This window comes from Microbacterium sp. NPDC056736 (assembly GCF_042790415.1).
In the GTDB taxonomy this organism is placed as follows: Bacteria; Actinomycetota; Actinomycetes; order Actinomycetales; family Microbacteriaceae; genus Microbacterium.
Genome location: NZ_JBHTZE010000008.1, coordinates 20639 through 34390, shown reverse-complemented (window position 1 = coordinate 34390; position 13752 = coordinate 20639). Strand labels below are relative to the sequence as shown.

At 65.9% G+C, this 13752-nt stretch carries 15 protein-coding genes; 7 read left to right on the top strand and 8 right to left on the bottom strand.

What is annotated here, in order from left to right; all coding sequences use genetic code 11:
- The first annotated feature begins 17 nt into the window (after positions 1-17).
- Entirely contained in the window at positions 18-1160 is a 1143-nt protein-coding gene (locus ACFRAL_RS15085) for a peptidoglycan-binding protein (RefSeq protein ID WP_378884386.1), read from the top strand.
- Positions 1161-1464: 304 nt separating this feature from the next.
- Here the strand turns inward: ACFRAL_RS15085 and ACFRAL_RS15080 are convergent, their stop codons facing one another.
- From ACFRAL_RS15080 to ACFRAL_RS15055, 6 genes are all read right to left on the bottom strand, one after another.
- Positions 1465-1938, bottom strand: a complete 474-nt coding sequence (locus ACFRAL_RS15080; RefSeq protein ID WP_378884383.1) for a hypothetical protein — start codon at positions 1936-1938, stop codon at positions 1465-1467.
- Positions 1939-2003: 65 nt separating this feature from the next.
- Positions 2004-3242: a Fic family protein gene (locus ACFRAL_RS15075; protein ID WP_378884381.1), complete on the bottom strand. Its 1239-nt coding sequence runs from the start codon at positions 3240-3242 to the stop codon at positions 2004-2006.
- A gap of 292 nt (positions 3243-3534) precedes the next feature.
- Positions 3535-4143, bottom strand: a complete 609-nt coding sequence (locus tag ACFRAL_RS15070) for a DUF305 domain-containing protein (RefSeq protein ID WP_378884378.1) — start codon at positions 4141-4143, stop codon at positions 3535-3537.
- 91 nt (positions 4144-4234) lie between these two features.
- Positions 4235-4579, bottom strand: a complete 345-nt coding sequence (locus tag ACFRAL_RS15065) for a DUF6153 family protein (RefSeq protein ID WP_378884642.1) — start codon at positions 4577-4579, stop codon at positions 4235-4237.
- Positions 4580-4701: 122 nt separating this feature from the next.
- The gene (locus ACFRAL_RS15060; RefSeq protein WP_378884375.1) at positions 4702-5748 is read right to left on the bottom strand and encodes an EamA family transporter; all 1047 of its coding nucleotides are present in this window, start codon (positions 5746-5748) and stop codon (positions 4702-4704) included.
- The gene (locus ACFRAL_RS15055; RefSeq protein WP_378884372.1) at positions 5745-6128 is read right to left on the bottom strand and encodes an ArsR/SmtB family transcription factor; all 384 of its coding nucleotides are present in this window, start codon (positions 6126-6128) and stop codon (positions 5745-5747) included. Before ACFRAL_RS15055 ends, ACFRAL_RS15060 begins: the two co-directional genes overlap by 4 nt.
- A gap of 670 nt (positions 6129-6798) precedes the next feature.
- Between ACFRAL_RS15055 and ACFRAL_RS15050 the strand changes: the two genes are divergently transcribed.
- From ACFRAL_RS15050 to ACFRAL_RS15035, 4 genes are all read left to right on the top strand, one after another.
- Positions 6799-8313 (top strand): FAD-dependent monooxygenase, encoded by a 1515-nt coding sequence (locus ACFRAL_RS15050; protein ID WP_378884369.1) that lies wholly within the window; start codon positions 6799-6801, stop codon positions 8311-8313.
- 450 nt (positions 8314-8763) lie between these two features.
- Positions 8764-9096 carry a hypothetical protein gene (locus tag ACFRAL_RS15045; protein WP_378884366.1) on the top strand — a complete coding sequence of 111 codons (333 nt, stop codon included), beginning with the start codon at positions 8764-8766 and terminating at the stop codon, positions 9094-9096.
- Between the two features lie 2 nt (positions 9097-9098).
- A complete protein-coding gene (locus ACFRAL_RS15040; RefSeq protein WP_378884640.1) occupies positions 9099-9509 on the top strand; it encodes a MerR family transcriptional regulator in 411 nt (136 codons plus the stop codon).
- A 336-nt stretch (positions 9510-9845) separates the two neighbouring features.
- The gene (locus tag ACFRAL_RS15035) at positions 9846-10832 is read left to right on the top strand and encodes an arsenic resistance protein (RefSeq protein ID WP_378884363.1); all 987 of its coding nucleotides are present in this window, start codon (positions 9846-9848) and stop codon (positions 10830-10832) included.
- Positions 10833-10871: 39 nt separating this feature from the next.
- Here the strand turns inward: ACFRAL_RS15035 and ACFRAL_RS15030 are convergent, their stop codons facing one another.
- Together ACFRAL_RS15030 and ACFRAL_RS15025 are read right to left on the bottom strand one after the other, a co-directional pair.
- Positions 10872-11585: a hypothetical protein gene (locus ACFRAL_RS15030; protein ID WP_378884360.1), complete on the bottom strand. Its 714-nt coding sequence runs from the start codon at positions 11583-11585 to the stop codon at positions 10872-10874.
- A gap of 20 nt (positions 11586-11605) precedes the next feature.
- On the bottom strand, positions 11606-11785 hold the full coding sequence (locus tag ACFRAL_RS15025; RefSeq protein ID WP_378884357.1) for a helix-turn-helix domain-containing protein: 180 nt from the start codon (positions 11783-11785) through the stop codon (positions 11606-11608).
- A gap of 129 nt (positions 11786-11914) precedes the next feature.
- Between ACFRAL_RS15025 and ACFRAL_RS15020 the strand changes: the two genes are divergently transcribed.
- Entirely contained in the window at positions 11915-12496 is a 582-nt protein-coding gene (locus ACFRAL_RS15020) for a hypothetical protein (protein WP_378884354.1), read from the top strand.
- An 11-nt stretch (positions 12497-12507) separates the two neighbouring features.
- Positions 12508-13731: a tyrosine-type recombinase/integrase gene (locus ACFRAL_RS15015; RefSeq protein ID WP_378884351.1), complete on the top strand. Its 1224-nt coding sequence runs from the start codon at positions 12508-12510 to the stop codon at positions 13729-13731.
- Positions 13732-13752: the final 21 nt, after the last annotated feature.

Sequence of the window (13752 nt, the reverse complement as noted above, 5' to 3'; positions counted from 1 at the left end):
CTTCGATGGAGGCTGCTGTGAGCACGGAGAGCATGAGGCGGCGGATTGTTCCGGGCGCCATCGCGATCGGCATCGCGGTTCTGACGATCGGACTCGCCGGTTGCGAGGCCGAGGTATCGGGCGTCAACCTTGCGGAGTCGAGGGTCGCTGCAAATGAGGACGCGCTGGCCGAGGCTCAGGCGCAGTTCGCCGACGCCTCGGCGAACTTCTGCGCCGCGAGCAAGACGTACGTGATGGCGCTCGACCGTTACGGGGACGTGCTCAACGACACGGCACCCACAGTCGGCGACGTCAGAGACGCGGGGGCGGATCTCGCGGAGCCGAAGGACGAGGCGTTCGAAGGGGCGGAGGCGGCCGTCGAAGCCCAGCAGCAGGTCGCGATCGCAGAGGACGAGTTGGCGCAGGCGCGCGCGGAGCTGGAGCGCGTGAAGGCCAGCCCCTCGGGCGAACCCAGTCCATCCGATTCGTCGCCGGCGACGCCGGCCCCGTTGGCCCCCGCCCTGAGCGTCGAGCGGGTCATGCAGGCGGAGTCGGAGTTCGCGGACGCGCAGGGCGCGATCACCGACGACACGCCGTTGGCGGACGCAGCCGAGCAGTTCAACAGCGCCGCGGTCGCTCTCGAGTTCGCATGGCTGCGACTGTTCGTGGATGCCGGGTGCATCTCGGACGAGCAAGCAGTGAACGCGCAGGCAGCGGCGAGTGCGTATACAACGGCGTTGCAGCAGGATCTCGCCGAAACCGGATACTACGCCGGTGCCGTCGACGGCGTGTACGGGCCGGAGACCGTCGGGGCGGTCGAATCACTGCAGGAAGCGAACGGGTTGCCGATCACCGGCACGATGGATGCCGCGACCTCCGCCGCTCTCCAGGCGGAACTGCTGGCGCTCGGAGGTGCCGCCGCGCAGGAGTCGATCGCGACCACCGCAGCCGTTCAGCAGACTCTCAAGCTCGTCGGGTTCTGGGATGGACCCGTCGACGGAGTGTGGACTCCCGCCCTGACGGAGGCGGTGAAGGCCTTCCAGATCGAGTTGGGCGTCGAGCCCACGGGTGCCGTGGACGCCGCCACCGTCAGCGCTTTCCAGCAAGCACTCGCGGACTTCGCAGAAGCGGAGCCGACAGAGAGCCCAGCGCCGAGTCCGTCGAGCACTCCCGAATCGTGAGTCGGCGAGGGGTTGGCGCGACCCGACGTGCGCACACGGCGCTGTCTCCGAGTAAGTCGGTCCGGATCCGCGGAATTCGGGGCTCTCGACGCCTGAAAGTGAACCATAACTCTGCCACGAGAGTTGGAATGAGGCACGATCCCTTGAAAACACTGGGATCGCAGGTGCGGAGGATGGGGGATTCGAACTCTCATTCTCTGAGGCGCGAATGGGCCGTTTTGCCGCGGAATTCCGCGCTTTTCGGGATGCCGCCACTGACGGTCGCCAGCATGTTCCTTCATCGAAATGCACGGCGTGTCGCCGGTTAATGTGCCTTAACTGTGCCACGAACTCGATCGCTCGCTGAGCAGGTGCGAGCGTGCGGGTCCTGCCCGGGCTGCGGAGAGTGGGGTGCGCTGTCGAATTCGCTCTCCGGCCTCGATGGGGTCCGCGCGGTGACTCCGTCGACTTTTGATCTGCTGCCCGCGGTCGCCTGATTGCGTGCCCTGCACCGAGCGCTGTTGGGACGCAACCTGGTCGAACGCCGAGCAGAGCCGCCGACGGCGAGACCTGCGGCGCGGAGGCTGCCGACGCCGGCGCCGACGCCGGCGCCGAGGCTGCCGACGCCGAGCCTGCCGGTGCCGGGGCTGCCGGCGCCGAGACCGCCGACGCCGAGGCCGCCGCGAAGCCTCCGAGGGGATGCCGCTGCCGTTGCGGCGATGTCGATGATGGTGATGACGACGATGATGATCGCGACGAAGATGACGATCATGATGATCGCGACGAAGATGACGATCATGATGATCGCGATGAAGACGACGATCATGATGATGTCGTCGTCGTCGTCGACGACGACGTCGAAATTCAGCGCGCCGACATCCGCCTGATCGTCTCGGCGTAGCCGTCGAGCACGTCGAAGATCCCGCGGTGCTGCCACACGCGGTTGCGGCTCTTGCCCGTGCTCTCCGTCAGCACCCCCCGATCGGCGAGAGCGTCCAACGCGCGAAGCGCCGTCATCTCACCCAAGCCGAGGGTGCTCATGAGGTACTTCGTGTTCATCGCTGGTTGACCTACGAGAACGGGAAGGACCTTCCACGCGGCGGCATCCGAGCGTAGGCCGTTCATCTTCTGGCGAGAGTCTTCCAGTTGCGCCACGAGATCGTCGACGAGCCGGGTACCCGTGGCGGCGGCGATTCGGCTCGCCGAGGCGAACTCGCTGACTATCGGCCCTGCGTCTCCGGAACGGAACGTTGTCAGCGCTGCGAAGTAGCGGTCGGTGTCGACGAGGAGCCCGGCCGAGATCGGCACCGCGGTCGACGCGACGAGTCCCTTGTTGCGGAGGATCGACTGGGCGAGCGCGCGCCCGGTCCTGCCGTTGCCGTCGGGGAATGGGTGGATGGTCTCGAATTGGGCGTGTGCGACGGCGACCTGCACGAGAACAGAGATGTCCTGGCGCTTCACGAAGCCCACAAGGTCCGCGATGGCACCCGGAATGCGGTCGTGATGGGGCGCTACGAACTCCGCTAGGCGGGGGCCAGCCTCTCCGGGGCCGATCCATACTTGCTCGGAGCGGTAGCGACCAGCGTCCTGCTCGAAGCCCCGCTGGTGGAGCATCAGTGCCTTGTGCATCGCGAGGATGGAGTCCTCGCTGATGTCGTCTGACAGTCGCAGTGCGGCCTCCATGGCACGTACGTTGCCGATGACGGTAACCGCATTCGCCTTGTCGCCTTCGTCGATCTCCGCGAGGGCGAGCTGCTTCGCCGACGTTGTCAGCTGTTCTATCTGCGAGCTCGACGCCGACTCTGTACGCAGCAGGATCGCCGTCATTGGCCCTAGCGCGGGGTTGTCCGTGCCCAACCGGCTCCGCGCGTGCCTGTCGAACGCAACGAGCTCCCGGGTCGCGTCCTCGACATCGGCGGAGACACTGCTCGAAATTTGAGGATCCCAGTCCAGGATCGGTGCCGTGACGATCGCGTCGTACGGTCCCGTCTGGCGAAGCACCTCGGCGCGCGAGTGCATCTCTGGCGCCCGGGGCATCCAGTCGTAGGTCTCGTGGGAGACCCCGTCGATGGGGATTATCGTGTCGGTGGCACGTGTAGGCATCTCGTCAGTATACCAACATTTATAGCAATAAGTGTTGGTAACTGTTGCGGTCTGCGAGCAGGACCGTAACTGGCGCGCTATCGCGCGGACCGTTGTTCGACTGAAGTCGATGCCAACAGGTAGGAGTGCAGCTGTTGGTACTGCCTTCTGACGTCAACATGTGCGGTGTCGCTGCATGCACCGTCTGCGAGCCGAAGCGACGGGCGGACACCGAGCAATGCGGACGCGGTTCGACTCGCCGCTCTAGATGAGCGAGGGGTGCCGCACGGCGGCGGCACCCCTCGCGGGCGCGTCAGATCTGGGTCAGCAGGTCCTGCATGGTCGCAATCTCAGTGGTCTGCGCGTCGATGATCGTCTGCGCGAGTGCGAGGGCATCGGGGTTGATCCCGTCCTCGAGTTCGGCCTGCGCCATCTCGATCGCACCCTCGTGGTGCACGATCATCTGCTCGAGGAAGATCCGCGCCGCCCCGGCGCCATTCGCGGCTTCCAGCGCCGTCATGTCGTCCTCGGACATCATCCCGTCACCGTGATCCATGTCTCCCGCCGATGGCGTCCCCCAGCTGCGGAGCCACGACTGCATCAGCTCGATCTCAGGAGCCTGCGCGTCCTTGATCTGCTGTGCGAGTTCCAACACGCGCTGATCGACCTCGCTCTTGCCGAGGATGATTTCGCTCATCTCCACCGCCTGCTGGTGGTGCGGGATCATCATCATCGCGAACGTGGAGTCCGCAGCATTGAACTCGCCGTGTGCCTCGACCGAGGGTGACGCCGACGACGTGTTGTCTCCCTCGCCGTGGTCCATTCCGGGCATCGAATTGTCGCCGGCCCCAGAGCATCCCGCCAAAGCGAGGGCGAGGGCGAGCGGAACGGCCGCCAACCCGGACGTACGGAAGTTCTTCATAGCAATCTGTCCTTCTCAATCGAAACGGTGAATACTGCCCGCGAGCGGGCATGGCTCAGGCCCGGCCCGTGGAGGCCGGGAGAGTCGGGATTCACCTACGACTGATCGACAGTTCCATCAGGGAGGGGGGACGCGTCGGGGCATCGATCAACGGGTACGGCATCGCGGGGACGCTGGTGCGGCCTCGGCTTCGTACGACGCTCGGCGTCGAGCGGGCGATCAACACGATCGCAGCCAGCAACCCGAGCACGCACGCGATGATCATCGCCTCGTGCGCCCCACCGGATCCGCAGTCCGCACATGCCGGTTCCGCTGTCACAGGCGAGTGGGAGATGGCAACGTGACCATGCTCGGCTGCCATGGACATGCTCGACGCTGCCACCGACCCCGAGTGCCCCGATGTCAGCGAATGCATGCCCAACAGCCCGATGATCACTGCTGCGGCGAACAACACGGTCAACGCCCACTGCCCGAGGTTCGGCAGTGGAACGCGTCGTGCGGCTCGAGTACTCAAGTCATCTCTCCCATCCTCACCATACCCCTCAGGGGTATGGGGAGCTAATGGTGTTGGTGATGGGCGTCGGGGTAGTGCGGGTGACTGTGAGTGACGGCTTCGTGGACATGAGCGTGCCGGTGGCTGGTGCCGACCGGTACCGGTGGCTCGTGGGCGTGCTCGTGATGGCCGTCCTCGTGCGTGTGCCAGTGGCTGTGCTCGATGGGCTCATGGGTGTGGATGTGGTCGTGCCGTTCGGTCAGGTGCAACCAAACACCGATGCCCATGAGAAGGGCGGCGGCACCGAGTTGCCATGTGAGGGGTGCGCCGAAGCCGAGTGCGATCGCGGCGCCGACGAAAGGAGCGATTGAGAAGTAAGCCCCCGCGCGGGCCGTCCCGAGGTGTCGCAGCGCGACGATGAACAACACCAGGCTGATTCCGTAGCTGATCACCCCGACAGCCATCGCCCCGAACACGACACCCATCGCCGGCAGGCTGGCGCCGAGCGCAAACGCCAGGGCCAGGTTCACCGGCCCGGCGACCATCCCCTTGGCTGCGGCCAGCCAGGTGGCGTCGTTCAGGGCAACTTTTCGGGTGAGGTTGTTGTCGAGACCCCATGCCAGGCACGCGGCGATCACCGCGAGGGATGGCCAGACGTCGGCGAAGGATGCGCTGCCGTCCCAGCTGAGCACGACGGCACCAGCCACGATAGCGATCATGCCGAGCAGCACGCGGCGGTCGACGTTCTCCCTGAACACGACCCAAGCGAGTACCGCGGTGAACACTCCCTCGAGGTTGAGTAGGAGTGATGCGCCCGATGCGGGCATCGCGCTCAGGCCCACCAGCAAGAGCACGGGCGCGACGATTCCGCCGCTGGCAATCGCCCCGGCCAGCGGCAGCCATTCACGTCGATGAATCCGCACTCGGGGCGCGCGTCGCGCGAGCCGGTATAGGCCGAGACCCGCGCCGGATCCGAGGTAGAGCAGTCCGGCAAGCATGAAGGGGCTCACGTCGCCGAGCAGGATCTTCGCGAGCGGCGTGCTGGCGCCGAACAGCACGGCAGAGGCCAGTGCAGCCTGCACGCCGACGTTGCGGAGAGCGACGAGCCTCACGCGGTCACGCCTGATTCTTGCTTCGCCTCGTCGCCGCGGTGGTGGCGTGGGACCCCACCAAGGCTGTGTTCCGCCTGGAAGATGGCGTCGCGTACCAGTTGCGACGCGTGTTCGTTCTCGAGTCGGTAGAACACGCGGGTGCCGTCCTGGCGGGTGGAGACGATCCGCGCCAGCCGGAGTTTTGCCAGATGCTGCGACACAGACGCCGGGCTCTTCTCGACGACATCAGCCAGTTCGTTAACGGATAGCTCTTCCGCCTCGCGCAGCGCGAGAATCACGCGAACCCGGGTCGCATCGGCCAGCATCGCGAACACTTCCACTGCCAGTTCGACGAATTCGCCATCGGCCAGTCCGCTGCTTAGTCGACTATCTGCATTCATACGTAGATTCTTGCATAGTCGGACAGGGTTGGATGGATCCCCGGACGCTCCCGACGGCTGTGTCCTACCCTGCCGGTGGCGAGGCCTTAGTGGTTCTCTTCATCAGAGCCTGGCGGCTGAGCCTGGTTCGTGCGCTGAGGACGTTCCAGCTCTGGCCAGTCGAGCGGAGGAGATCGACTAGGTCATCGCGTTCTCGCAGAAGCGATGCTTCTTCGCGGTGCAGGCGCTCCAACTCTCGTGAGACAGATCCGAGCCGCTCCAGAGCGCCGCGTGCGCTACCCCAGCGCTTGAGGAGTCGCCGTTCCAACACGGCTCTGGCGTCAGCAGCGTGTCGCTCCGCGACGGCATGTTCCTCGTCCTCGGTCTTGCGGACGAGGGCTGCCTCTCGCTTTGCGTTCCGGCGTCCGCGAGCCATGTAACCAGGTTGACATGCGATTCCAGTGTTTTCAAGGTATCCGAGCGTGCCACTCCAGAGTGCCTGCGTGCATTGCCTCTAATCGCTTCCCAGGATCGTTCGTGATCAGTCGCATCTGCCGACGTGGGTCAATTCGTCGGTTGGGCTGGCTGGATCGGTTGGCTCGTAGTAGCGCCGAGGTCCGCCGCTGGGTTCTTTCACGCATCGCCGGAGCACGCTTGACTTGCTGTGCGAGACGCGAGGGAGGAGGCGGGCATGACGGACGCACTCGAAACGGATGTGCTCGTCGTCGGCGCCGGCCCCACCGGGCTCATGCTCGCGACCTGCCTCGCGACGCTAGGTGTGCGCTGCATCATCATCGATGGCAAGTCGGCTCCGACGCGCGAGTCTCGCGCGCTCGTCCTGCAGGCCCGCACGATGGAGATCTACGACCAGATCGGTCTCGTTGATCAGGTGCTTGCCGAGGCGGAGATCGCGAGCGAGATCGTTCCCGGCTTCGAGCGCCGGAGGTTTCGGGCGATCAACCTTCAGCGACTCGCGACCGGCACGACGCCGTATCCCCACCTCTACGTGCTCGAGCAGAGCAGGAATGAGCGCCTCTTGGTCGACCACCTCCAGCGGGCCGGCAGGCACGTGTGGTGGTCCCATCGGCTTCAGTCGATGACAGTGACGGCCGACGGCCGTCTGGACTGCGTGACCGACGGGGACGAGGTGGGCGTGGTCCGTGCAAGATTCTGTGTCGGTGCGGACGGTGCGTCGTCGGCGGTGCGGGAACTGTTGGACATCCCGTTCGAAGGCAAGACGAACGTGCACACGTTCTACGTCGCCGATGCCACCCAGGTCGAAGGCTTGCCCGCGGATGCGATCAATCTGCGATTCGGGGTGGACGACTTCCTCCTCGCCTTTCCGATGGGCGGCGAGGCCGACCATCGACTGCTCGGCGTGGTTCGCGGCCCCGCAGAGGCCGTCACCGAGGGTTCCGCGAGAAGCATGCTTCGGCGCGTCTTTGCCGTCACGTACGGGTCTTCGCGGTGGTTCTCGACGTACCGCGTCCACCACCGCGTAGCGGCCCGGTTTCGCGACGGCCCTGTGTTCCTCGCAGGCGATGCGGCCCACGTCCACTCCCCGGTGGGTGCTCAGGGAATGAACACGGGCCTCCAGGACGCTCACAACCTCGCCTGCAAGATCGCCGACGTCGTTGCGGGCAGGGCGAGCGATGCCTATCTCGACCGGTACTCCGCTGAGCGCAGGCCGGTTGCGCGAAGGCTCGTCTCCACGACCGATGCCATGTTCGCGATGATCACATCCGACCGGCCGGTCGCGAGAGCTCTCCGGAGATTCGTCGTCCGCTTCGCAGCACCCATCGGCGCGTCGCTCGTGCCACGAGTCGTCCGATCGCCGCGCATCTTCGAGTATCTGTCGCAGACACGGATCCACTACTGGATGAGTGAGCAGCAGCGAACCGCCGCGCGCGGACGGCGGGGACGGGTAGTCGGCCGTCGCCTCCCATGGAACGGCGACAACTACGAGTCGCTGCGCACGATGACCTGGCAGGTGCACGGATACGGCGGCGTCGATCGCCGCGCGCTCCGCCGCGTCGGCGCCCGTCTCGGGCTGCGGGTGCTGTTCTTTCCCGTCGTACGAAACCACAGACTTCGCCCCGACGGGTGCTACCTCGTCAGGCCTGACGGCTTCGTCGCGGTTGAATCTCGAGCACGGAACGCGCGCGCAGACTTCGCCGACCACCTACGGCAGATCAACTCTCCGTGAGGTTCACCGATGCACGGTCCGAAGGCGCGCCCGATTCGCGCCAGGCTCACGGTTGGTGGAGCTACAAACGGATCAGCGGCGCATGACGAGAATCCCGCCGCGAGTACGAGCAGAACCACTACCACCGCGAACGCCATCGATGCGCGGGATCCCAGAGTCCTAGCCACCCGTGCGGCGGCCATCGACAGATCAACGATCTGCCTTACATCACACCGGCTGGGTCACACGGGGCGTCGCACGGTCGGCGACGCAGGCGTGGTTCGGAGCCCACCCTTCCCCGCTGGGCTCCCGCATAACCAACTCTCCCACCGTGCTATTCGTCTGCGAGCACAACGCCAGGCGCTCGCAGCTCGGCGCGGATCTACTCGCCGCCGTCGCGCCAGACCATGGCTGACAATCTCGAGAACCCCGCTTGTATCCGGTACTCAGGTACAGGTTTACCGTTGAGGCATGATCGAGTTCGAGAACCTCCTCGCGCAGTCACCGGACGCGTGCACTCTGCCGACGGCGGCGCGGCCGCTGCGTGTCACCGAGTTCGCCGAGCTGTTCGCCACAGCCGTCGAGGGGGTCGAGCGAACCTCGCTAACGGTTGCTCGGGTGCTGCTTCCGCGAGACCGGCTAGAGACGGCGCGGGATCTGGCCGCACGAGAGGCGGCGTGCTGCTCGTTCTTCGACTTCACGGTCGATCCCGATGGCGATCACACCGCGATGACCATCCGCGTTCCCGCACAGTACAGCGACCTGCTCACCGCACTTACGAGTCTTGCCGGGAGCGCGCGGTGACGATGCGCAGCGGGGAGGTCGCTCGTCGTGCGGGAGTGAACCTTCAGACGCTCCGCTACTACGAGCGGCGCGGCCTGCTCGCGCCGCCGTTGCGCACGCTGGGCGGACATCGCACGTACCCGGACGACACTGTCCAATTGCTGGGCGTGATCAAGGCAGCACAGCGACTCGGGTTCACCCTCGACGAAGTTGCCGAGCTGATCGACACCCGTCGGCGCGGACATGTCACGCCCGATCTCCGTGCGCGAGCTGAGTCGAAGATCCTCGAGGTTCAGCACCGGATCGACGATCTCGTCACGATCCGTGACGCGCTGCAGCAGGTCGTCGTAGCGGGATGCACCAGTCTCGAGGGCTGCACCTGCCCTGACTGCCCCATTCCGTTCGTCGAGATCGCCGAGAGCGGCCAGGTATGAGTTCGAACCCGTCACGATGTGAGCGAACCCAGGTCTCGGTTGGGGCACCGTTGCCCGCAAAGCTGGCCGGGGCGCTCGCGCTTGTCGCGTGCGTCGGCTGCTGCGCGTTGCCTTATCTGATCGTGGCCGGATTCCTCACCGTTGCGGGCGCGGCCATCGCCCAGCAGATGCTCATCGCTGCAGCGGCGGGATCGGCCGCACTTGCTCTGGGGCTGTGGTGGCTGCACGCACGTCGTCGCGCGCGGGCAGCCGCCTCCGGCTGCGGTGACGCGGGATGCAACTGTTGAGTGATCCCGCAGATTTGAATGCGGAGGGCGGGCCCGGCAGGGTGGGGAGATGAGGAGAGCCGTCGCCTGGTGGGAGCGCCGTCAGATTGCGCTGTACATCGGCGCTATCCTCGTCGGCGTTGGCGTGGGGTTGGTTCTGCCTGGCCTCGCCCAACCGCTGGAACTCGCGATCAACCCGACGTTGGGCCTACTGCTGTACGCGACGTTCCTCGGGGTTCCGTTCACCGCGATCGGGGCGGCGTTCCGGGATGTGCGATTCCTCGCCGCCGTGCTCGCGCTGAACTTCGTGCTCATACCGGTCGTCGTCTTCGCGCTCAGTCGCTTCGTGGCGACCGATCAGGCCCTGCTCGTTGGCGTGCTGTTCGTATTGCTGACGCCGTGTGTCGATTACGTGATCGTTTTCGCCGGGCTAGCGGGTGGTGCCAAGGAGCGATTGCTCGCGGCGACGCCACTTCTGATGTTCCTGCAGATTCTGCTCCTGCCCGTGTACTTGTGGCTCATGGCGGGACCGGACGTCGTTTCGGCGTTCGAGGTCCGGCCGTTCGTCGAGGCGTTCCTGCATCTCATCGTGTTGCCGCTCGCGATGGCCGTGATCACGCAACTGCTCGCGAAGCGGTGGCGAGCCGCCCGCGCCGTCGAACACGCTGCACTAGCCGCGATGGTCCCGCTCATGATGCTGACACTCGCTGTCGTCGTGGGCTCCCAGGTGTACGCGGTCGCTGGTGCCCTTGGTCAGCTGATCAGTGTCGTTCCGATCTATGTCGCCTTCGTGCTGCTCGCTGGGCCGCTCGGCGTGCTCGTCGGATCGGTTGCACGCCTGGACGTTCCTGGCATGCGGGCAGTCGTGTTCAGTGGTGTCACCCGCAACTCGCTCGTCGTGCTCCCTCTCGCTCTCGCATTGCCATCGTCATTCGCGGTCGCCCCACTGGTCGTGGTTACTCAGACGCTCGTCGAGCTCGTCGCGATGGTCGTCATGGTTGCGCTGGTCCCTCGATTTCTCGGCAGCCCTCGGCGCCGAGTTGGCTCCCTCGGCTGATCCGGCCCAGCAGGGTCCGGGGTAGCCACACCAGGCCTGCTATGCCACTGACCTGTCTGGGCGGAAGGCACAGACAGCGCAGGTTCCGTCGGTGACGAGCTTGTGACCGTCGACGGTGCAGTCCCAGCCGCGGATCGTGAGCCGGTTCTGGCGCGCCTCCTGCGCGGTCCTGGCGCGGGCGCACGCGCCGCAGGGCTCGGAGGTGCCGCCCGGGTGCTTCGCGCAGAACGGCGAGTCCGCGTTATGCGTGACGTGGCCCGTCGCGTCACGCGTCGCGTAGGCGCTCTTCTGCTTCATCGCCTCGGTTAACGAGCCTGAGCCTACGTTCGCCGTCACGTCACGCGTCGCGTTATGCGTCACGTCCGGCCTCGATCGCCCACCGATCCCGCGAGGCGGGGAAGTGGCCGTCGTTGCGCGCTGCCGGTCGCGATACTCCTTCTGTCGACGTCTCGCGCCATCGCGGTACCGTTCGACCTCCTCGGCCGTGGACTGTCGGAGCGCGCTCGTCCAGCCGACGAGGTGGTAGCCATCGTCTGTGTGCTCCCAGAGGCCCGCCCGCTCGAGTTCTTCGAACGCGGCCGGGTCGTCGCCGTCGGGGTGCAGGTATCTGGGGTACCGAGCAGGTACCGCGCCATCCGTGCCCTGCCCGTTGCACCACATCAGCGCGCCGGCGAGCACGCGGAAGGCGCGGTCACTCAGATTGTCGATGCGAATGCTCCCCAGCCACTCGGCGGGAAGGCGGGCGTCGACCATGACGATCGGATCCGCCGAGGTCAGGGCTCGACGCCGAATACCCTGAGCAGCGCGGCGCGAGGGATCATCCGGCGCGGCCCGAGCTGCACGGTGGGGATCGTGCCCCGTTCGACGCCGAGCTTGATGGTGCGGTACTCGACGCCGACCAGTGCGGCCGCGTCCTTGTACGTGAGAGCGAGTGAGTTCGGCGAGCGGTTCATCTGCTTCTCCTTCGTGAGCCACCAATGTCATCGCATGCGCACACGGTAGCACGAACGTGAGCCAGTTAAGTCATGAATGCGTCATGTCGTACCTTGTTCAGCGAATTCCTGCCTGCGATACTGGCGTGCATGGTGGACCTCGAGAACGTCGACGTCAGCGACGAACGCGTCGCGGTGGGCAACGGCGTCAGCGTCCCGGCGAGTTGGACCGTCGTGTTGCGGAGTGAGCCCGACGTCCCTGGCGAGATCCGTGTCAGCGCCGCATACGATGCAGCCCTCGGCCGGATCGTGGCGACAGAGGTCAGCGTGACTCGCAGTGGTCAAGGTGACGAGGTGACGAGCCTCACCCTACGAGAGGTTCGTGTCCAAACCGCTCTGCAAGTGAGTGGCCTGAAGGTTTCCACAGTTGAGGAGCCGGACCACGCGATCTGCTCGGGCGGGGACTACATTCGGCGCATGCGTAGACGCGAGGGGCGCGACCTCATTGCGAGCGTGGTGGACGCATCAACGACGTACCGACTAGCGGCCACCATAAATCTGCCACCGCTGAGGGCCGTCGCCGACTGCCTCGGCGTCAGTCAGAGCACCGCGACACGGCTGATGAACCGAGCTCGTCTTGCGGGTCTCGCGCCGGGAGTGGATCTCCCTGACCCGTCGGCGACGGGGCCGGTGATCAACGCGCCGACTCCGGGTGGTCCGACGATCGGCTGAAGGGAAGACGGATGCAGCGGCGATCGAATCAGGACGGCACGGTGTCGTCGTACACGACGCAGTCGGGGGAGACGAGATACCGAGTCGCCTACTGGGTCGAGCGTCCCGATGGCGACTCCGTCCGCAGATTCCGGCGCGGGTTCGCTAACGAGCGAGACGCGCTCAATGCGCTCGTCGAGGTGCAAGTCGACATCCGTCGCGGCGTCCACGTCGACGAAACGCGCGAGACCTTCAACGCCTTTGCCGAGAAGTACTTCGACTCGCTGCGCGTGCGCCCGACCACCCTCGCCGGCTACCGCAAGCACTTCCGTGTCCACGTGCTTCCGTCGTCGGTCGGTCGGGCGCCCATCGCCGACATCACCAAGGACCAGCTCAACCGTTTCTATCGACAGCTCGAGCGGACAGGCCGGAAGGATCGCGGTCACGTTGGGGACCCTCTTGGCGCTGCGACGGTCAGGCATGTCCATGTGCTGATCTCGCAAGTCCTGCAGCACGCGCTCGAGGACGGGTTGATCCGCTTCAACCCTGCGAAGCGTGCGTCGCCGCCGACGAAGCTCGAGGCCGCGCCACCGGAGATGACGACGTGGTCGGCGGAGGATGCACGGCTCTTCCTCGATTGGTCCGAGTCGTCGGGGGACTACCTGTGGCTGGCCTGGCTGACGCTTCTCGGCACCGGGATGCGGCGTGGCGAGATCCTCGGCCTCCGATGGAAGGATCTCGATCTCGACAACAACGTGATCACGATCGCCCGCGCCATGTCGTACGTGAAGGAGGCGGGCAGCAGGCCGGTGATCGACTTCCGAGCAACCAAGAGCGGTCGTGTCCGCAACGTCGACATCGATGCCCGCCTTGCGGACGCGTTCCGCGCGAAGCACGAGATGCTCCGTGCCGTCTCGCCAGAGCATGCCCGAGGCGAACACCTGATCTTCTGCAATCGATACGGGGAGCCGCACAATCCGACGCAGTTTTCGCGCCAGTGGCGGGAGCGGGTCGCCAAAGCTGTCGAGACGCACCCGGATCTCGATGCTCTGCACCTGCATGAGTTGCGGCACACCCACGCGACGCTGCTGCTGCGCGCCGGCGTGCATCCCAAGATCGTGTCGGAACGCCTCGGGCACGCGGACATTCAGACGACCCTCAACACGTACTCGCACGCCGTGAAGACGCTGCAGCGCGGCGCCGCAGACCTCGTGGGCGCGCTCCTCGCGCCGGTGGCGGTAGACCAACCGGTCTAGTTCGGCCTCGGCTCGGTTCTG